Consider the following 19,430-nt stretch of genomic DNA (forward strand, 5'->3'; position numbering starts at 1 on the left):
CGAGAGGGAAACACCCGGTCCCATCCCGAACCCGGAAGTTAAGCCTCTCAGCGCCGATGGTACTGCATGGGGGACTGTGTGGGAGAGTAGGACGCCGCCGGACTCTTTGTAGGGAAGGGCCCCGCCTTGTGGCGGGGCCCTTTCTCATTTCTGCGACTCGTGTCTCCGAAGCAACCTTGATGCAACGTTCCATGTGCAAGAATTGGTCCTAGAGATAGGGCTGGTAACCATGGTCGCGCCGGTGCCACCCACACGAAACATGTACCGGCGCGGCCACCCGGTCCCCACCGTCCGGACCGCCGCTATTCGCGGGGGCCCTCGATGTACCACTCGCGGCCCAGGAGCAGCCCGAACAGCGGGGTCGGGAGCCGCACCAGGACCCGCATGACGGCCGCGGTCCTTCCGTCCCCCCGCACCTCGCTGCGGTGCGCGGCCAGCGCCGCCTGCTTCTGCTCGGCGAAGCGCCGGACGTCCACCCGGTGGGTGATGGCGGACGACGGGCTGCCGACCGCGCGCAGTGCGGCGTCATCGAAGCGGAGAGGGATCCGCAGCAGGCGGATCAGCCGCACCAGGCGCATGACGTTGTCGTGCGGCATCGTCGCCTCCCGCACGCGTTTCACGTCGGCCATCTCGGCGGCGCGCTTTCCGACCTCGTGCACCCTGACATGGTCGCGGTGGCCGTACCCGCCGTTGGGGTCGTAGCTGAGCAGCATGTCGGCCTTCTCCTCGCGCAGCAGCGCGGCCAGGCGGGCGGCGGCCTCCTCGGGGTCGGCGCGGGCGAAGCGCGTCCGGTCCGGAGGGTCGGGGTAGAGGAGCGGGCCGTGCCCGCTGTCCGCGTAGCCGAGGTGCTCCACGCGGTGGACGCCCAGGATGGCAGCGCTGGCGCGCAACTCGTCCAGCCGTGGCGCGCCCTTGTCGGGGACGGGCCCCATCATGCCGTCGGTCGCCACGACCACCACGACCCGGTGCCCCTCGGCCGCGGCGCGGGCGAGGGTGCCGCCGGTCAGCAGTACCTCATCGTCGGGATGGGCGTGAAATGCCACGAGCGTCGCCATCAGAGCATTATCGCGGCGTTGGTCCGTTGCGCGGTCTAAGTCGCCCGACGCGGTTCGATCTCGTAGAGTCCCTGGGGATCCGGCGTCGGGCACGTTCGCGGGCCGCGCTCCCGCTCCGCGCCGGGACGGCATGTCCTCGGCGGACGTGTCGTCCTGGCATTGTGACCTATGCGTGGTTGCGGCCGGACCTGGGTGAACGGCAGGGTACAGGCCATGACTTGGGACGTTCCGGGCTATTCCGTGGTGCGAGTCCTGAGGGAGGGGCCGGCGGGACGTGTCGCGGAGGCGGTGCGGGACGGGTTCGGGGAGCGGGTCCTGGTCCTGGACGGCGCCCCGGTCGTCCAGGACGAGGCGTGGGCCCTGACGCGGCTGCGCGACCCGCATGTGGTGCGCGTCCACGAGTACGTCGAGGCCCGGCGGGCGCTGGTCATGGAGTTCGTCGAGGGCGAATCGCTGGCTCGGCAGCTCGCCGGGGGGCCGATGGCGCCGGGCGCGGCGTTCCGGGTGCTGCGGGGGTGCCTGCTCGGGCTCGCCGCCGCCCATGACGCCGGCCTCGTGCACCGGGACCTGTCCCCGGCGAACGTCCTGCTGGTGGGCGGTACCTGCAAGCTCACCGGGTTCGGGATCGAGGCTCCCGGGACGGACGCCTTCACGGCGCCCGAGCGGAGGGCGGGGGAGTTCACGCCCGCCGGCGACCTGTACTCGGCGGCAGCGATCTTCTACGCGTGCCTGACCGGGCAGGCGCCCGGTGTCGTCCAGCTCGATCTGGTGCCGGAGCCGGCGCGCGGACTCGTCGCGCGGGGGCTGGCGCAGAACCCGATGGCGCGGCCGGGTTCCGCGCAGGCGTACGCGGCGCTGGTGGAGGCCGTCGCGCGGAACCAGTGGTCGCGGCCGAGCCCCCCGCAGCCGGTGTCCTCGGCACCGGTGCCCGAGGGCAGGCCGGGGCTCGCGCGTCCGATGGCCCTGGCCGTGGCGCTCGGGGTGGTCTGCGCGGGCGGCGGGTTCGGTGTCGGGAAGGCGGTCGGCGAGGACGAGCCGAAGCACGCGGCGCCCCCGGCCACGCACAAGGCCGTCCCGCAGGGGACGGGGCTCGCGCGCGGCAGGCTCGCGTACGCGGTCGGCAAGCAGAGGCTGGACGTGGCGCTGACCGTGACGCCCGCCGTCGTTCACGCGGGCAACACCGTCACCGTGAAGATGGCGGAGCGGCGGCGCGCGGGCTGCCCGCCCGTCCTGAAGTGGCGGATCGGGGACGGGCAGAGCGCGCTGTGGTCCTATCCGCGCTCCGCAGGGCTCCTTCCGGCGACCCGGGTCGGCACGCCGGTGAAGGCGGACGTGCGGCGCTCGCAGCCCCGGGTGTCGGCCAAGGGGTGCGAGCGGACGACGATCGTCCACAGCACCTACACGTTCACGGTCTCGCTGGCGCCGGGCGCCTACCTGCTGTCGCCCTGGAGCCCGCCGAGGGCGAAAGCGGTCGGGGCGCGGGCCGTGAGCAGGGGCCGCCTCCCCGTGCTGACCGTCAAGTAGGACGCGCGGGGGGCCGGAGGGCGACGCCGGGGCCGCCCGGAGATGTCCTTTCGGTGGATCGGGTTCGTCCACTCCCGGCCCGGCCGTAGGCTTTCCGGATGACCGACAAGTGGTGGGAGATCGAGCCGTCGGGTCCGCTGCGCGGCGATGTGACCGTGCGAGGGGCCAAGAACGCGGTCAGCAAGCACATGGTCGCGGCGATGCTGGGCGCGGAGCCGAGCACGATCCGCAACGCGCCGGACGTCGGCGAGGTCGGCATCACCGCGGGGATGCTGGAGCACGTCGGGATGGGCGTGGAGCGTTCCGGCGGCGAGGTCGTGATCGTGCCGGGGCCCGTGGCGGACCCGAGCGTCGGCAAGGCGTTCACCGGTCTGAACCGCATCCCGATCCTGATGCTCGGCCCGCTCCTGCACCTGTCGGGGGAGGCGTTCGTCCCGCTGGTCGGCGGCGACCCGATCGGCCGCCGCCCGGTCGACTTCCACGTGGAGGCGCTGCGGGCGTTCGGCGCCGAGGTGACGATCGACGGCGACGGGATCCGCGCGCGGGCGTCGCGGCTCGTCGGGACGCGCGTCGACCTGCCCTACCCGAGCGTCGGCGCCACCGAGACGGTGCTGCTGGCGGCGGTGCGCGCCGAGGGCAAGACGGTCATCCGCAACGCCGCGACCGAGCCGGAGATCATCGAGCTGGCGCTGTTCCTCCAGCGGATGGGCGCGCGGATCTCCTTCGCGCCCGACCGGCGGATCGTGGTCGAGGGCGTCGAGCGGCTCGGCGGCGCGCAGACGCGGCTGGCGGGCGACCGTATCGAGGCGTTCTCCTACCTGGTCGCGGGTCTGGTCACGGGCGGGGAGGTGCGGGTGCACGGCTGCCCGCAGGACCGGCTCGTCACCGCGATCACCACGCTGACCGGGATGGGCGCCCGGTTCGAGATCACCGACGACTGGATCATGGCGTCGGCGCCGGACGGGCTGAGCCCCGCCGCCGTCCAGACCGACACCCACCCCGGGTTCGCGACGGACTGGCAGACACCGCTCATGGTGCTGTTCACGCAGGCGGACGGCATGTCGGTGCTGCACGAGACCGTGTACGAGAACCGGCTCGCCTACGTCCCGGCGCTGCAGAGCATGGGCGCGGAGATCGAGGTGTACGACACCTGCCTCGGCGGCCCGGCGTGCCGCTACCACGACACGGCGGCGGTCCACTCGGCCGTGGTGCGCGGCGTGAGCAAGCTGCGCGGCGGCGATGTGACCATGCCCGACATCCGGGCGGGGTTCTCGGCGGTGCTCGCGGCGGCGGTGGCGGAAGGACCGTCCACGCTGCGCGGCGTGCACCACATCGAGCGCGGCTACCACCGTCCGGTGGAGCAGTTCCAGGCCCTGGGCCTGGCCCTGCGCGCCGGATAGGGCCGCGCGGGCGGCGGCTCAGCGGGGCGGGTTCGCGGTCGTCCGGGGCCAGGTGAAGGTGAGGGAGCCGCCGACGGGGACGGCGCGCCAGAGCGGGGCGGCCGCGTCGAGGCGGTCGAGGACGCGGCCGATCTTGGCGATGTCCTCCTCCGGGATGTGCCTGCGCTCGGCCCCTTCGGGGGGACGGGCGCCCGCGCGGCGCCTCCAGGCGATGTCGCAGATGCTCGCGAAGTGCTCGGAGGTGGCCATGTCGGCGTGGTGGCCCCGGCGCAGCGCCGCCTCGCGCCTGTTCAGCCTGCGCTGCGCGCGGGCGCGGCGGCGCCGGTCGCCGGGGGCCTCGACCGTCTCGCGGAAGCTCCCGCCGCCCGCCAGCGCCCGCCCGTACACGGCGTGCGCCAGTCCCAGCTCCGCCTCGACCATGTAGTGGACGAGGTCGTGCGGGATGTCCTCGTCGTAGCCGGGGGCCGGGTCCATGCGGCGTGGCGCCCGGCCGGGCAGGGTGACGACGGTCGCGTAGCCGCGCTCCCCGGTCCGTTCGAAGCTCACGTCCATGGCGGCAGGCTAGGCGGGCGCCCCCGCCGGACGCACCCGGTTTTCCGGGGCGGGTGCCTCAGGCTCCGCAGTGGCCGGACGCGGGGAGCCTGCCGGTGATGAGGTAGTCGGTCTCCGCCCGGCGGGCGCAGGCGGAGTTGAAGTACGCGGTGTGGCCGGTGAGGTCGGCGACGAGCAGTCCGCTGCCGTCGATCTGGCGGTGCATGCCCTGCGCCCAGACCAGCGGCGTGGACGGGTCGTCCCGGGTGCTGGCCACCAGGATCGGCGGCGCGCCCACGACCCGCTCCCGGGTCCACGGGTTGGCCGGGGGCACCGGCCAGTCCGCGCACAGGAGCGTCATCAGCCATGCCTCCGAGGCGCCGCCGGTGTGCGGGGCCAGGGCGCGCGCCTTCCTCAGCCGGGCGGCGGCGTCGCCGTAGCCGCGCAGTCGCGGCGGGAAGTCGTGGCAGCCCACCGCGGCGTAGGCGTCCTGGGGCTGGCCGACGGAGGAGTTGTCGGCCAGCAGGGACGCGTCGCCCGCCCGTGCCTCGGCGAGCGCTCTGCCCAGCTCCGGCCAGGTCGACGGCAGCAGGGAGCTGGTCGGCCCGAGCAGCAGCAGGTTGGGCAGGACCATCCGGATCGCGTCGGCGTTCACCGTGGTCGGGCCGCCGGCGGCGTGCGGCGCCGGGATCGGCGTGCGCGCGGCCCGGGCCAGCAGGCCGTCCCAGACGGCGGTCACGTCCTGGCCGTGCAGCGCGCACGACGCCGTCGTGCCGCACCAGCGGGCGAACTGGCCGAACACCTTCGACAGCGCCGAGGACTCCTGGTCGAGGAACGCATACGGGCCGACCGCGTGGTCCACCGCGCCGTCGAGCACCATGGTCCGGACGCGGCGCGGGTACAGGCGGGCGTAGGTCTGGCCGAGGAAGCTCCCGTAGGACAGGCCGAGGAAGCTGATCCGCTGTTCTCCGAGCGCGGTGCGGATCGCGTCCATGTCGCGGGCCGCGCTCACGGTGTCGACGTGCGCGAGCAGATCGGGCCGGGACCCCGCGGCGCACGAGGCGCCGTAGGCGGCGCTCTGCCGCTTGATCGCGGTGAACTGCGCTTTGGAGCGGGGGAACACCGCGACGTCGGGGGACAGGGCCGCGCCCGCGCACGTCACCGGGGTGCTGTCGCCCACGCCGCGCGGGTCGAAGCCGACGATGTCGAAACGCCGCTGGAGGTCGGCGGGCATCTGCTGGCGCCCCCTGAGGGCGATCACCGCGGCGCCCGGCCCGCCGGGGCCGCCGGGGTTGAACAGCATCGACCCGAGCCGGTGCTCGCGGTCCTGCGCGGGCAGCCGCGACAGGCGCAGGGAGATCTTCGGGCCGTCCGGATCGGCCCACGACAGCGGCACCTGGATGTCCGCGCACTCCGCCGGGCTCGGCTCCCCGTAGGCGCACTCGCCCCACTGCGGCGCTGCCGCCGCCCAGGGAGCCCCGCCGGGCGGCGCCGCCGCCGCGACGCTCCCCCCGAGCGCGCCCGCGCCCGCGGCCACCGCCGCCAGTCCCGCGACCCCGCGCGCCATCCACCGTGATCTCATCATGCGGCCGACGCTAATCCAGCGGGCCTCCGCCGATCGTCAGCCTTCGGTCCGATGGCCGGTCATACGATTGGATGACGCCGCGTCCGGCACCGGTGATTCGGCGGTGAGCGGCGGACGCGCGCGGGCGGATCCGGTATGTATGGAGTGTGATCGATCCCTCCGGGCCGTTGCCGAAGTACCTCCAGCTTCGGGCCATCCTGGTCGACCTGATCGAGCAGAACCGGTTGCCGGTCGACGCCGCAGTCCCGTCCGAGCGGGAGCTGTGCCGCCGGTTCGGGGTGTCGCGGATGACGGTGCGGCAGGCGGTCGACCAGCTCGTCGCCGAGGACCGGCTCCGCCGCATCCCCGGCAAGGGCACGTTCGTCGCGCGCCCCAAGGTGCAGATGCCGAAGGAGCTGGTCTCCTTCACCGAGGACATGCGCTCGCGCGGCATGCGGCCCGGGTCGGTGGACCTCGCGTCCCGCACGGTCGAGGCCGACGCGCGGCTCGCGCGGTTCTTCGGCGCCGCGCCGGGGGTGAGCGTGCACGTCCTGGAGCGGCTGCGGCTGGCCGACGGCGAGCCGATGGCGGTGGAGCGCTCCCACATCCTGGCGTCGGTCGCGCCGGGCCTGTTCGAGCGCCGCCCGCCCGACACGTCCCTGTTCGACGCGCTGGAACGCGGATACGGCATCGTGATGGACGCGGGGGAGCAGACCATCGAGGCGGGCCCGGCGGGCGCCGCCGACGCGCGCCTGCTGGCGATCCCGCCGGGCGCGACGGTGTTCCTCCTGCGGCAGCGGACGTTCAGCCGGGGCCTGTGCGTCGAGGTCGCGCTGGCCACCTACCGGGCCGACCGGTACCGCATCCATCTCGGTCTGGAGCCGCCGCGCAGGCCCGCCTCCGGGCTCCGCTGAGGACCCGGGACGCCGCCCCGCCCCGCGTGAGAGCCTGGAGACGTAGATCACATTCGGGCCGGGGCGGCGGACGTCCCCGGCCGACGGCACCGGAGGACCGCACATGGACAACGGCCCGGGTCACACCTCGCTCACCCCGCTCGCCTTCCTCGGAAGGTCGGCGGAGGTGTTCCCCGGCAAGACCGCCTATATCCACGGCGACCTCCGCGTCGGCTACGCGGAGTTCGCGCGGCAGGTCACGCGGGCCGCGCACGCCCTGCGGGCCCTCGGTGTCGGGCCGGGCGACCGGGTCGCCTATCTCGCGCCGAACATCCCGGAACTGCTCGTCGCGCACTTCGCGGTGCCGCTGGCGGGCGGCGTGCTGGTGGCGATCAACACGCGGCTGGCGGCGGAGGAGGTCCGCCACATCCTCGCCCACTCGGGCGCGAAGGCGCTGGTCGTGGACGCGGCGCTGCACCCGGTCGTCGCTCCCCTGGCGGGCGGCCTGCCGCGGGTGGTCACGGTGCCCGCGGCCGGCGCGGAACCCGACCCGTCCGTCGGCGGGCTCGGCTACGAGGAGTTCCTCGCGGGCGGCTCCGACGACCCGCTGCCATGGGAGGTGGACGACGAGAACGCGGCCATCTCCATCAACTACACCTCCGGCACCACGGGACGTCCGAAGGGCGTCGTCTACACCCATCGCGGCGCGTACCTGAACGGGCTCGGCGAGGTCCTGCACTCGCGGCACACGCCCGAGAGCGTCTACCTGTGGACGCTGCCGATGTTCCACTGCAACGGCTGGTGCACGCCCTGGGGCCTCGTCGCGATCGGCGGGACGCAGGTGTGCCTGCGCGCCGTCGTCCCGGCGGAGATCTGGCGGATCGTCGACGCCGAGGGCGTCACGCACCTCAACGGCGCCCCGACCGTCCTGGTGGGCATCGCCAACGCGCCCGAGGCGCATCCGCTGGAGCGCCCGCTCGTCGTCACCACGGCGGGCGCGCCGCCGAGTCCCACGATCATCGGGCAGATGGAGGCGCTCGGCGCGCGGATCGTCCACGTGTACGGGCTGACGGAGACCTACGGCCCCTACTCGGTGTGCGAGCCGCAGCCCGGCTGGGCGGGGCTGGCGGCGCCCGAGCGGGCGCGGCTGCTGGCCCGGCAGGGCGTCGGCATGATCCAGACCGACGGGCTGCGCGTCGTCGACGACGACATGAACGACGTCCCGGCCGACGGGGAGACCCTCGGCGAGATCGTCATGCGCGGCAACAACGTCATGAAGGGCTACCACCGCGACGCGGAGGCGACCGCGACCGCGTTCCGGGGCGGCTGGTTCCACTCTGGCGACCTCGGCGTCCGCCACCCCGACGGCTACGTCGAGCTGCGCGACCGGTCCAAGGACATCATCATCTCCGGCGGCGAGAACATCTCGACCGTGGAGGTCGAGCGCGCGATCGACTCGCATCCGGCGGTGCTGGAGGTCGCGGTCGTCGCCGTCCCCGACGAGCGGTGGGGGGAGCGGCCGAAGGCGTTCGTCGTGCTGCGCGAGGGGTGTGCGGCCACCGGGGAGGAACTGGCCGACCACGTCCGGTTGACCCTCGCGCGGTTCAAGGCGCCCGACCGCGTCGAGTTCGTCGCGGCGCTGCCGAAGACCTCCACCGGGAAGATCCAGAAGTTCCAGCTCCGCGAGAAGGAGTGGGCCGGGCACGACCGGCGCGTCCAGGGCTGATCCCCGGATCAGCGGGGCCGCCGCTGTCCGGGGCCGGTCTGCGTCACGGCGCGTGAGGGTTCGCAGCGGGGGAAGGGGACGGGGGCGACGGGACGAGCCGGCCGCAGCGGCGAGAGGGGGAACCGATGGCGCCCAGCGGGACGACGACCGGGGACGTGGCGGTCGTGGGCGCGGGCCCCACCGGGCTCATGCTGGCCGGGGACCTCGCCGCCGCCGGGATCGGCTGCACCGTGTTCGAGCGCCGCGAGGCGCGGACCACCGGCGAGACCCGCGCGTTCGCCGTGCACGCGCGCACGATGGAGCTGCTCGACGCGCGCGGCGTCGCCGCCGAGCTGGCCCTGACCGGTCAGCGGGTGGGCGCGCTGCGGCTGGTCGGCCGGTCCCGCCTGGAGCTGTTCCGCGTGCCGGGCCGGTTCCCGTACGTGCTGGTCACGCCGCAGTACGAGACCGAGCGGCTGCTGCGGGAGCGGGCCCTCGCGGCGGGCGCGCGGATCGTGCGGGGCGCCGAGGTGACCGCCCTCCGGCAGGACGCGGCGGGCGTCGAGGTCGACGTGCGCACCCGCGCGGGCGAGAGCTTCACGCATCGGGCCTCCTACCTGGTGGGCGCCGACGGGGTCGGCAGCGCCGTCCGGCGGGCGCTCGGGCTGCCGTTCCCCGGCCGCTCCGCCGTCCGGTCGGTGATGCTGGCCGACGTCCGGCTGGACGCCCCGCCGGGCGAGGTCCTCACCGTCGGCGCCGGGGCCGCCGGGTTCGCCTTCCTCGCCCCGTTCGGCGACGGCTGGTACCGGGTGATCGCCTGGAACCGGCGGCACCGGGCCCCCGACTCCGAGCCCGTCGACATGGACGAGCTGCGGGAGGTGACGCGGCGGGTCCTCGGCGGCGACCACGGCATGCGCGACCCGCGCTGGACGTCGCGGTTCCACAGCGACGAGCGGCAGGTCCCGGCGTACCGCGTCGGGAGGGTGTTCCTCGCGGGCGACGCCGCGCACGTCCACTCGCCGCTCGGCGGGCAGGGCATGAACACCGGGCTGCAGGACGCGGCGAACCTCGGCTGGAAGCTCGCGGCGCAGGTCCGCGGGTGGGCGCCGCCCTGGCTGCTCGACTCCTACCACGCGGAGCGCTACCCGGTCGGGCGGTTCGTCCTGCGCGGCAGCGGGGCGCTGCTGCGGCTCGCGCTGGTGGAGCGGGCGCCGCTGCGGGCGGCGCGCGACGCGGCGGCGTGGGCGCTCACGCGCGTCCCGCCGGTCGCGCGGCGGCTGGCGGGCGCGGTGTCGGGCGTCGCCATCGCCTATCCCGCGCCGCGCGGCGCGCACCGGCTCACCGGCAGGCGCGCGCCCGACGTCCCGCTCTCGGGGACCCCCGGGCACCTGTACGGGCTGCTCGGCGACGGGCGTTTCGTGCTGGTCGTCGCCGCGAACGACCCGGCGGTCACCTACCTGGCGGCGAAGATGTGGGCCGACCGCGTCCACTACGCGCTCGCGGGCCGCGCGACGCGCACCACCGCGCTCGTCCGGCCGGACGGGTACGTGGCGTGGGCGACCGACGAGACCGCGCCCGACCGCCGGGCCACCGCGATCCGCGACGCGCTCGCCCACTGGTGCGGGCCGCCCGCGCACGAACGGCGCCAGGGCTGGCGGGTCCCCGGCGACGTCCGGGAGGAGGGGAGGGCCTGACATGCCGCACGCCACGGGGGAGCGGAACGGCACGAGCGAGCGGAACGGCACGGGGGCGCTGAACGTGGCGCGGAAGCTGATCGCCTCGCACCTGGTGGACGGGGAGATGGCGCCGGGCGGCGAGATCGCGCTGCGCGTCGACCAGACCCTCACCCAGGACGCGACGGGCACGATGGTCATGCTGGAGCTGGAGGCGCTCGGGCTGGACCGCGTCCGCACCGACGTCTCCGTCCAGTACGTCGACCACAACCTGCTCCAGGCCGACGAGCGCAACATGGCCGACCATCTCTTCCTGCGGTCGGCGTGCCGCCGCTACGGCCTCTGGTACTCCGGGCCGGGCAACGGCGTGTCGCACCCCACCCACATGCAGCGGTTCGGCGTGCCCGGCGCCACGCTCGCCGGGTCGGACTCCCACACGTGCGCGGCCGGGGCGCTCGGCATGCTCGCGATCGGCGCGGGCGGGCTGGAGACCGCGATGGCGATGGCGGGGGAGCCGCTGCACCTCACGATGCCGGACGTGTGGGGGGTGCGGCTGACCGGGGCGCCGCCGCCCTGGGTGAGCGCGAAGGACGTGATCCTGGAGATGCTCCGCCGGCACGGCGTGCGCGGCGGCGTGAACCGGATCATCGAATACCACGGCCCCGGGCTCGCGTCACTGACGGCGATGGACCGGCACGTCATCGCCAACATGGGCGCCGAGCTGGGCGCGACGGCGACGGTGTTCCCCGCCGACGGGCGCGTCCGGGAGTTCCTGCGCGCCGAGGGGCGCGCGGACGACTTCGCCGAGCTACTGGCCGACCCCGGCGCCGCCTACGAGGTCGAGGAGGAGATCGACCTGTCCGCGCTGGAGCCGCTCATCGCGCGTCCGGGCTCGCCCGGCGACGTGGTGCCGGTGCGGGACGTCGCGGGGGAGGAGGTCCACCAGGTGGTCATCGGGTCCTCGGCGAACCCGGGGCTGCGCGACCTCGCGTCCGTCGCGGCGATCGTGCGGGGCCGGCGGGTGCACCCGGGGGTCTCGCTGGACGTCAACCCGGCGTCCCGGTCGATCCTGCTCGACCTGACGCGGATGGGCGCCGCCACCGACCTCCTCCAGGCGGGCGCCCGCATCCACCAGGCGGGGTGCCTCGGCTGCATCGGGATGGGCCAGGCGCCCGCGATCGGCCGCAACAGCCTGCGGACGTTCCCGCGCAACTTCCGCGGGCGGTCGGGCACCGAGGACGACCGGGTGTGGCTCTGCTCGCCCGAGACCGCCGCCGCGGCCGCCCTCACCGGTGTGATCACCGACCCCCGCGACCTGCCGGTGGACCCGCCCGCCCTCCGGCTCCCCGGGGCCGCCGCGAGCGCCGCCGACCTGCTCGAACCGCCGCTCCCCCCGGACGAGGCGCGGCGCGTGGAGCTTGAGAAGGCGCCGAGCATCGGCGCCCTCCCGGAGCTCGACCCGCTGCCCGACGACCTGGACGTCCCCGTCGCCATCAAGGTGGGCGACGACGTGTCCACCGACGAGATCCTCCAGGCGGGCGCGCGTGCGCTGCCGTTCCGCAGCGACATCGCGCGCCTCGCCGACTTCGCGTTCGTCCGGATCGACGAGGACTACCCGGAGCGGGCCCGCGCGGCCGGGCCGCACGCCGTCGTGGGCGGGCGCAACTACGGGCAGGGCTCCTCCCGCGAGCACGCCGCGATCGCGCCCCGGCACCTCGGGCTGCGCCTCGTCCTCGCGTGCGGCTACGCCCGCATCCACCGGCAGAACCTCGTCAACTTCGGGATCCTGCCGCTGGAGTTCGCCGACGAGGCCGACTACGACCGCGTCGAGCGGGGGGACGCCCTCAAGATCCCGGACGTGCGCGGCGCGCTGGCGTCCGGCGGCGACGTCGAGGTCCGCAACGCCACCAAGGGCGAGACGTACCGGACGCGGCACCGCCTGTCCCCCCGCCAGCGCGAGCTCGTCGCGGCGGGCGGGCAGATCCCCCTGCTGCGCGGCGACCGGCGGTCCGGCTCGCCCGCGAGCGGCGCGAGGGGCTAGTAGCGGCGCTCCTCCCGTCCGTAGCCGAGTTCCTCCGCGATGTCGGCGACGTTCTCGTACTCGCGCTTCGGCAGGGCCCGCAGCGCCTCGACCGTCTCGTCGGGCGCGCCGCCGTCGGCGGCGTGCCGCACGAGCTCGTTCGGCCGCGCCGGGTACCGGACGCCGGTGAGCAGCCGGGCGAGGGCGCTGCGGCTCTCCACGTCCCGCGCGCTCATCCCCGGCGGCGTCCCCTCGGCCGCGAACCCGGACGCCACGACGGGGTCCGTCGGGTCCTCATCGGAGAACGGCTCGGTCTCCTTGAACTCCTCGGCGCGGGTGGGATGGCCGCCGCTGACCATGCCCTGCGTCTCGGCGCCGATCTCGTCGTCGACCCTGGGGGAGTGCTTGTCGCTCTTGTCTGGCATCGTCCGTCCCTTCTTCAACGGGGGTGAACGTTCCCGGGCGGACGCGCCTAAACAGCCGCGACCGTCCTGCGGTGCGCCGCACGCCGTTGGGGGGAGGGCGGGAGCGCCGTCCGGCGCCGTAGGATCCGAGGGTCCGGGAGCGGCGCGGCAGGGAGGGACGCGGTGGCGGGTCACATGACGCCGGAGGAGTTCCGCCGGTACGGCAGGCAGGTGGTCGACTGGATCGCCGACTACCAGGAGAAGGTCGAGTCCTACCCCGTGCTGTCGCGGGCCGAGCCGGGCGACGTCCTCGCGGACCTGCCCGCGCACCCGCCGGAGCGGGGCGAGGGCTTCGAGGCCGTCCTCGCCGACCTCGACCGCGTCGTGATGCCCGGCATCACCCACTGGCAGCACCCCGCCTTCTTCGCCTACTTCCCCTCCAACACGAGCGGGCCCGCGATCCTCGGCGACCTGCTGTCGGCGGGGCTCGGCGTCCAGGGCATGCTGTGGGCGACCAGCCCCGCCTGCACGGAGCTGGAGACGCGGGTGCTGGACTGGCTCGCCGAGCTGCTCGGCCTGCCCGCCGGGTTCCGCAGCGAGGGCACCGGCGGCGGCGTCATCCAGGACTCGGCGTCCAGCGCCGCGCTGGTCGCGATCCTCGCCGCGCTGCACCGCGCCGACGGCGGGACGTCCGGACGCGACGGCATCACCCGGCGCCACACCCTCTACATCAGCTCGCAGACGCACTCGTCGCTGGAGAAGGCCGCGCGGATCGCCGGGATCGGCGCCGCGAACGTCCGCGTGGTGGACGTCGACCCCGCCACGCTCGCCATGGACCCCGCCCACCTGGACGCGCTGCTCACCGAGGACGCCGCCGCCGGCGCGCTGCCGGTGCTGGTCTGCGCGACCGTCGGCACCACGTCCACGACGGCGGTCGACCCCGTGCCCGCGATCGGCGCGGTGTGCCGCCGCCACGGCGTCTGGCTGCACGTGGACGCCGCGTACGCGGGCGTCGCCGCCGTGTGCCCGGAGCTGCGCTGGGTCAACGACGGACTCGCCGAGTACGCCGACTCCTACTCCACGAACCCGCACAAGTGGCTGCTCACCAACTTCGACTGCACCGCGATGTGGGTGGCCGACCGGGCGCCGCTCACCGGCGCGCTGTCGATCCTGCCCGAGTACCTGCGCAACCAGGCGACGACGTCGGGGGAGGTCATCGACTACCGGGACTGGCAGATCCCGCTCGGCCGCCGGTTCCGCGCGCTGAAGCTGTGGTCGGTGATCCGCTGGTACGGCGCGGAGGGGCTGCGCGAGCACGTCCGGACGGGCGTCCGGCTCGCGGCCGACCTCGCCGCCCGGATCGGCGCCGACCCCGGCTTCGAGCTGCTGGAGCACCACCCGTTCGGGCTCGTCTGCTTCCGGCCGCGCTGGGACGGCCTGCCCGCCGACGAGGCCGACGCCGCGACGATGCGGCTGATGGAGCGGCTCAACGCCTCCGGCGACCTCTACCTCACCCACACCAGGGCCGGCGGGCGGGTGCTGCTGCGCATGGCGGTCGGCGCCCCCGCGACCGGGCCCGAGCACATCGAGGCGGCCTGGCGCCGCGTCCGCGAGGAGGCCCTGGCGGGCTGAGGCCCGGGGCGGGGGTCAGCCCTGGGCGAGGCGCATCGCCCGGAGCAGCCGCCTGACCAGCGACTCCGATTCCGGCTCGGCGGGGTCCTCCGCCGCGCCGGTGTCGGACGGGCCGGCGGGCGGCTCGGGCGGCGGCGCCGCCAGCTCGTAGTTCACCGGCAACGAGCGCAGCCCCCGCATCATCGGGGACGACCGCCACGGCAGCTGGTCGGCGGGCAGCGCGAGCCGCACCCCGCTGAACCGGTCGAACAGCCGCTCCACCGCGATCGTGGTGATGGTCGTGGCGAGGTCGCGGCCGAGGCAGGCGTGCGGGCCCGCGCCCCACGTCAGGTGCGCGCGGGAGCTGTAGATCGAGTCGGCCGCCGCGCCGTCGCTGAACGCCGGGTCCAGGTGCGCGGCGGCGGGCGAGAGCATCACCGGGTCGCCGGCCGCGATCTGGAACCGGCCGACCCGCACGTCGACCTTCGGCCAGCGGAACGTCAGGTTGGACATCGGCGGGCTGGAGATCGCCGCCCGGTTCACCGCCTCCTGGATCATCCCGGCGGACAGGCTGTCGCGGGCGCCGGTCTCCCCGATGATCACCTCGGCGATCGTGTTGCAGACCAGCGTCCCGGTGAAGTCGCCGATCAGCCCCGCCAGCAGCACCATCTCGCGGGCCAGCTCGTCGACCGTCAGGTCCGGCGTGGCGGCGAGCATGTAGGACGGCAGGTCCTCGCCCGGCGCGGTCTTCTTGTCGGCGCAGACCCGGGTGAGGTCGGCCAGCAGCCGCCCCGCGGCCTCGGCGGCGTCCGGGCCGCCGTCCAGCACCCGCCAGACGTCCATGACGACCTCGTCGCCGTACCCGGTGCCGGCGCCGAGCAGCCGTCCCATCACCATCATCGGCAGCGGCCGCGCGTACTGCGCCGACAGGTCGGCCCAGCCGGTGCGGCCGCCCTCCGACAGGACGGTGATCAGCTCGTCGGCGTACCGCCGGATGGCCTGCTCCAGCTCCTTGGCCTGCGGGCGGGTGCGGTCCTGGAACGGGCGCAGCCCCTCGGCCCAGGCGCCGCGCAGCCGGGACAGGTCCGCGCCGTCGGAGTAGACCGACATGTCGAACCCGTAGGCGGGCAGCAGCGGCCAGTCCGCCGGGACGCGGCCCTCCCGGCGCGCCCGCCAGGAGTCCAGGCGGCGGCTCCAGATGCCGCGCGTGTCGCGCAGGATGTCGAGCGTCTGCGGGTAGCCGATCACGAGCCACGCCGGGACGCCCAGGACGTCCACCGGCGCGACCGGGCCGTACTCGGCGCGGAGCCGCTCGTAGAAGAGCGCGGGGCGGGACTCGTGGTCCCGGTTCACCAGCGGCTGGACGGCGAGCGACTCCAGCGGCGGATGCGAGGGCGCGGGCTCGGCCTGCGGCGTCTGGGGCTCCACGCCCCACACCCTAGGGGAGTTCGTCCTTTTCGCTCGCGTTCGTCGGGGAAAAGACCGGAATGATCTTCGGGGCGGGTCCGTCGCGCGCTTCCCGTCCGGGTATGTGAGGCTAGGGGGTGCCCCTACGAACGGCTGGAGGTCCGCATGGCCGACTCAGGAGAGAAGGACGGCAACGAGGACGACGTGAAGCGCAGGTTCCGGGAGGCCCTGGAGCGCAAGCGCGGAGCGGCGGCCGAGAAGAACGCGGGCGGGGACGGCCGGAACGGGTCGAAGGTGCGTGGCACCCACGACCGCGCCGACCACCAGCGCCAGTTCCGCCGCAAGAGCGGCTGAGCGCGCCCGGGGCCACCCGCCCGCGGACACGAGGGAGCGGCCGGGACAGGCCGCCAGGCCGACGGGCCCCGCGCACGCCAGGCGCGGGGCCCGTCGGCCTGTTCCGCCATGCCCGCCATGCCCGCCGCGCCGTGCTCAGCTGGAGGGCCGGCCGCCTTCGTAGCGGCCCTTGTAGAGCGCGTCGGCGTAGGCGGGGCCGTAGCGCTGCTCCATCTGCTCCAGGGTCTCCTCGGTGTACTGGACGTCCTTGACGATCCGGGCCTGCGAGGGCAGCGCGTCCGGCTCCCATGACTCCGGCATCCACAGTTTGGAGCGCATCAGCGCCTTCGCGCAGTGGAAGAAGATCTGCTCGATCTCCACGAGCAGGGCCAGCTCCGGCCGGTGCCCCTTGACGACCATCTCGTCGAAGAACGGCGCGTCGCGCAGGATCCGGGCGCGGCCGTTGATCCGCAGCGTCTCGCGGCGGCCGGGGATCAGGTAGACGAGCCCGACGTGCGGGTTGCCGAGGACGTTCATGTAGCCGTCGGCGCGGCGGTTGCCCGGACGCTCGGGGATCACGATCGTCGTGTCGTCCAGGACGAGCGTGAACCCGGGCGGGTCGCCCTTGGGGGAGACGTCGCAGTTGCCGTCGGCGTCGCTGGTCGAGATGAGGCAGAACGGCGACAGGCGCAGCCACTCCCGGTCCCACGCGTGCAGGGTGGCGCGCTCCTTGTCGAGCGCGCGCCGGAGCGGGGTGCCGAGCAGGGCGCGCAGCTCCTCCGCCGAGGTGATCTCCGTGAACCTCGCGGGCTCGGTGGGCTTGATGGGCTCGGTGGGCTTGGTGGGCTCGGTTGACTCCGTGGCGAGCGTCATGGCCGATCCTTCCGCCGGGGGCCGGAGGTTCAGCGTAACTTCGCGCGGTCCGGGATCCGGGGGGCGGGGTCCAGGGTGCACACCCCACCTTGCGGACACCGGCTGGCCCCGTCGTGCGGGCACGGGCGCCTGCCTAGCGTGATCTCCGGGCGGCGTGGAGCACCAGAGGGAGAAGACATTGAGCACGCTCAGCAGGGCCCGCCGGGGCGTCGCCGCGGGAGTCGGGGCCGTGGCGCTCCTCGCGGGAACGGGAGTGGCCGCCGCGTCGCCCGGTGGGACGACGCTCCAGCGGGACGTGGACGCGGTCAGGGCCGCCGGGGTGACCGGCGTCCTGGCGGAGACGAGCGCGCCGGGCGGGACGGAGGAGGCCCGCGCCGGCGTCATGGACGTCCGCACCGGGCGCCCGATCCCCCGGGGCGCGTCGTTCCGGGGCGGCAGCAACACCAAGACGTACGTGGCCACCGTCGTCCTCCAGCTCGTCGGGGAGGGGCGGATGAGCCTGGAGGACACCGTCGACCGGTGGCTGCCCGGCCTCGTCCGGGGCAACGGCAACGACGGGCGGAAGATCACGGTCCGGAACCTGCTCCAGCACACGAGCGGGCTCTACAACTACACCCACGACCTCCCGTTCGAGACGCGGGAGGACCTCGACGCCCACCGGTTCGACCACTACACCTCCGAGCGGCTGGTGGGGCTGGCGCTGCGGCACCGCCCGGAGTTCGAGCCGGGCGAGACCGGGCCGGACGGGAACCCCAGGTGGTCGTACTGCAACACCGGCTACGTCCTCGCCGGGATGATCGTGGAGCGGGTCACCGGGCACCGGTGGGACGAGGAGGTCATGCGGCGGATCGTCCGGCCGCTCGGCCTCACGCACACCGCGTTCGCGCACGGCGTGGAGTTCCCCGGTCGGCACCCGCGCGGCTACCAGCAGTTCGAGGACGGCGGCCCGCTGCTGGACGCCACCGCGATGGACTACAGCTGGGCGTCCTCGGCGGGCAACCTGGTCACGACCGCCGCCGACCACAACCGGTTCCTCCGGGCGCTGTTCGGCGGGCGGCTGCTGCGGCCCGCCGAGTTCGCCGAGATGCGCCGGACCGTCCCGGACGACCTGGACGGGTCCCTCGCCGGCAGCCGGTACGGCCTCGGTCTGATGTGGTTCCCGCTGGGCTGCTCCAAGGCCGGGTACTGGGGGCACGGCGGCGACACGCCCGGCTACATGACCCGCGGCGGCGTCACCCCGGACGGGCGCCGCGCCGTCACGGTCAACGTCTCGACGCAGCTCGACGGCGACGCCGGGGACCGCGAGGACCTGGCGGCCGGGGTGGTCGTCCGCGACGCGCTCTGCGCGCGGTGACCGGCGGCTCCGCCTGAGGTGATCGGCGGGCGGGGGGGGGGGCCCCCCCCCGGGCCCCCCCCCCCCCCCCCCCCCCCGGCCGCCGCGTTCGGCGCCCCGCCGGGGGCGGGCGCCGGTGGGAAGGCGCGGCGGTGCCCGGGTCAGGTCGGTGCCCGACGAGGCGTCAGGAGTACTCGTCGTCGTACTCGTCGGGGTAGGGGAGCCTGCCGCCCGCCGCGACGCCGCCCGAGCCGCGTCCCTCGGGCCTCTCCCACGGCTCCTGGCGGCCGAGGGCCGTCAGATCGAGGAAGTAGTAGGAGCCGCCGACCTGCTCGGCGCCGCGCGCGTACATGGAATACGTGTGGTAGACGGTGTCGCCGTCGCGCAGGAAGCAGCTCGTGCCGGGCATCTCCAGCGGCCGCTCGTCCCCGAAGGACGTCCCCGCCCGCTCGAACTCCCCGATCGGGCGGTAGTTGTACTCCTCCGGCGCGACCGACCCGTCGATCGTCACGTGGAAGTCGTGGTTGAACCGGCTTCCGAACGAGGAGTACCAGGGGAACACCCAGCCCATCCCGGCCCGGAACGGCCCGATCTTCGCCTGCGGGGCGCGCGACACCGCGGCGTAGGTGGTGTCGCGGTCGTGCAGGTGGCGCAGGTGCCCGACGGAGATCTCCGCCAGCCCCGACGAGCAGCTCCGGCAGGCGCGCTCCCACGACGGGTCCCACATGACGTGGCCCACGATGAGCTGGGACCGCCCCTCGAAGAGGTCGAGCAGGCTCGCCCGGCCGTCCGGCCCCTCGAAGGCGTAGTCCTCCTCGACCCGGACCATCGGCATGCGGCGGCGCTCGGTGTTGAGCGCGTCGCGGGCCCGGGTGAGCTCCTTCTCCTTCGCGAGCAGCGCCTTGCGCGCGGCGGTCCACTCCTCGCGGGACACCACATCGGGGAGAGTCATGCCTGGTCCTCCGTCCGGAATCGGGTTCCTTGCGCCGTCATCCGATACAGACTCGGGGGCGCTCGCGAACTCATCGGTCCGGCGGCGGTGACTTCCGGGCCTCCGGACGGTCGGTTCCTGTGAGGGACGGAAACCCCGAGGAGATGAGGGCG

The 19,430-nt window shown here is 74.7% G+C and carries 16 protein-coding genes and 1 rRNA gene; 10 read left to right on the plus strand and 7 right to left on the minus strand.

What is annotated here, in order from left to right:
- Nucleotides 1-103: ribosomal RNA gene (rrf, locus tag GNZ18_RS37045) — 5S ribosomal RNA — on the plus strand; the annotation flags it as partial.
- Nucleotides 104-302: 199 nt separating this feature from the next.
- Here the strand turns inward: rrf and GNZ18_RS37050 are convergent.
- Nucleotides 303-1,055, minus strand: a complete 753-nt coding sequence (locus GNZ18_RS37050) for a PIG-L deacetylase family protein (RefSeq protein ID WP_156221629.1) — start codon at nt 1,053-1,055, stop codon at nt 303-305.
- A gap of 243 nt (nt 1,056-1,298) precedes the next feature.
- Between GNZ18_RS37050 and GNZ18_RS37055 the strand changes: the two genes are divergently transcribed.
- Together GNZ18_RS37055 and murA are read left to right on the plus strand one after the other, a co-directional pair.
- Entirely contained in the window at nt 1,299-2,579 is a 1,281-nt protein-coding gene (locus GNZ18_RS37055; protein WP_173391003.1) for a protein kinase domain-containing protein, read from the plus strand.
- A 98-nt stretch (nt 2,580-2,677) separates the two neighbouring features.
- Entirely contained in the window at nt 2,678-3,979 is a 1,302-nt protein-coding gene (murA, locus tag GNZ18_RS37060; protein ID WP_156221633.1) for a UDP-N-acetylglucosamine 1-carboxyvinyltransferase, read from the plus strand.
- An 18-nt stretch (nt 3,980-3,997) separates the two neighbouring features.
- Here murA and GNZ18_RS37065 read toward each other — a convergent pair whose 3' ends face one another.
- Together GNZ18_RS37065 and GNZ18_RS37070 are read right to left on the minus strand one after the other, a co-directional pair.
- Entirely contained in the window at nt 3,998-4,531 is a 534-nt protein-coding gene (locus GNZ18_RS37065) for a hypothetical protein (RefSeq protein WP_156221635.1), read from the minus strand.
- A 58-nt stretch (nt 4,532-4,589) separates the two neighbouring features.
- Nucleotides 4,590-6,095: an alpha/beta hydrolase gene (locus tag GNZ18_RS37070; RefSeq protein WP_156221637.1), complete on the minus strand. Its 1,506-nt coding sequence runs from the start codon at nt 6,093-6,095 to the stop codon at nt 4,590-4,592.
- A gap of 146 nt (nt 6,096-6,241) precedes the next feature.
- Here GNZ18_RS37070 and GNZ18_RS37075 point away from each other — a divergent pair, with 146 nt between their 5' ends.
- The 4 genes from GNZ18_RS37075 to GNZ18_RS37090 all read left to right on the plus strand — a co-directional run bounded on the left by GNZ18_RS37075 (nt 6,242) and on the right by GNZ18_RS37090 (nt 12,386).
- Nucleotides 6,242-6,988, plus strand: a complete 747-nt coding sequence (locus GNZ18_RS37075; protein WP_214620993.1) for a GntR family transcriptional regulator — start codon at nt 6,242-6,244, stop codon at nt 6,986-6,988.
- 103 nt (nt 6,989-7,091) lie between these two features.
- The gene (locus GNZ18_RS37080; protein WP_156221639.1) at nt 7,092-8,693 is read left to right on the plus strand and encodes a long-chain-fatty-acid--CoA ligase; all 1,602 of its coding nucleotides are present in this window, start codon (nt 7,092-7,094) and stop codon (nt 8,691-8,693) included.
- A gap of 125 nt (nt 8,694-8,818) precedes the next feature.
- The gene (locus GNZ18_RS37085) at nt 8,819-10,366 is read left to right on the plus strand and encodes an FAD-dependent monooxygenase (RefSeq protein ID WP_156221641.1); all 1,548 of its coding nucleotides are present in this window, start codon (nt 8,819-8,821) and stop codon (nt 10,364-10,366) included.
- 1 nt (nt 10,367) lies between these two features.
- Nucleotides 10,368-12,386, plus strand: a complete 2,019-nt coding sequence (locus GNZ18_RS37090) for an aconitate hydratase (protein WP_156221643.1) — start codon at nt 10,368-10,370, stop codon at nt 12,384-12,386.
- Here the strand turns inward: GNZ18_RS37090 and GNZ18_RS37095 are convergent.
- A complete protein-coding gene (locus GNZ18_RS37095) occupies nt 12,383-12,790 on the minus strand; it encodes a DUF2795 domain-containing protein (protein ID WP_156221645.1) in 408 nt (135 codons plus the stop codon). The genes GNZ18_RS37090 and GNZ18_RS37095 overlap by 4 nt on opposite strands.
- Nucleotides 12,791-12,952: 162 nt before the next feature.
- Between GNZ18_RS37095 and GNZ18_RS37100 the strand changes: the two genes are divergently transcribed.
- The gene (locus GNZ18_RS37100; RefSeq protein ID WP_308166557.1) at nt 12,953-14,401 is read left to right on the plus strand and encodes an aminotransferase class I/II-fold pyridoxal phosphate-dependent enzyme; all 1,449 of its coding nucleotides are present in this window, start codon (nt 12,953-12,955) and stop codon (nt 14,399-14,401) included.
- 15 nt (nt 14,402-14,416) lie between these two features.
- Here GNZ18_RS37100 and GNZ18_RS37105 read toward each other — a convergent pair whose 3' ends face one another.
- A complete protein-coding gene (locus GNZ18_RS37105; protein ID WP_156221647.1) occupies nt 14,417-15,808 on the minus strand; it encodes a cytochrome P450 family protein in 1,392 nt (463 codons plus the stop codon).
- A 144-nt stretch (nt 15,809-15,952) separates the two neighbouring features.
- Between GNZ18_RS37105 and GNZ18_RS37110 the strand changes: the two genes are divergently transcribed.
- Nucleotides 15,953-16,141 (plus strand): DUF5302 domain-containing protein, encoded by a 189-nt coding sequence (locus tag GNZ18_RS37110; RefSeq protein ID WP_156221649.1) that lies wholly within the window; start codon nt 15,953-15,955, stop codon nt 16,139-16,141.
- A 135-nt stretch (nt 16,142-16,276) separates the two neighbouring features.
- Here GNZ18_RS37110 and GNZ18_RS37115 read toward each other — a convergent pair whose 3' ends face one another.
- A complete protein-coding gene (locus GNZ18_RS37115) occupies nt 16,277-16,993 on the minus strand; it encodes a pyridoxamine 5'-phosphate oxidase family protein (protein WP_156221651.1) in 717 nt (238 codons plus the stop codon).
- Between the two features lie 178 nt (nt 16,994-17,171).
- On the opposite strand from GNZ18_RS37115, the gene GNZ18_RS37120 reads away from it, so the two are divergent.
- Nucleotides 17,172-18,347, plus strand: a complete 1,176-nt coding sequence (locus GNZ18_RS37120; protein WP_156221653.1) for a serine hydrolase domain-containing protein — start codon at nt 17,172-17,174, stop codon at nt 18,345-18,347.
- Nucleotides 18,348-18,510: 163 nt separating this feature from the next.
- Here the strand turns inward: GNZ18_RS37120 and GNZ18_RS37125 are convergent, their stop codons facing one another.
- Nucleotides 18,511-19,278: a DUF899 domain-containing protein gene (locus GNZ18_RS37125; RefSeq protein ID WP_156221655.1), complete on the minus strand. Its 768-nt coding sequence runs from the start codon at nt 19,276-19,278 to the stop codon at nt 18,511-18,513.
- Nucleotides 19,279-19,430: the final 152 nt, after the last annotated feature.

This window comes from Actinomadura litoris (assembly GCF_009733595.1).
GTDB classification, from domain to species: Bacteria; Actinomycetota; Actinomycetes; order Streptosporangiales; family Streptosporangiaceae; genus Spirillospora; species Spirillospora litoris.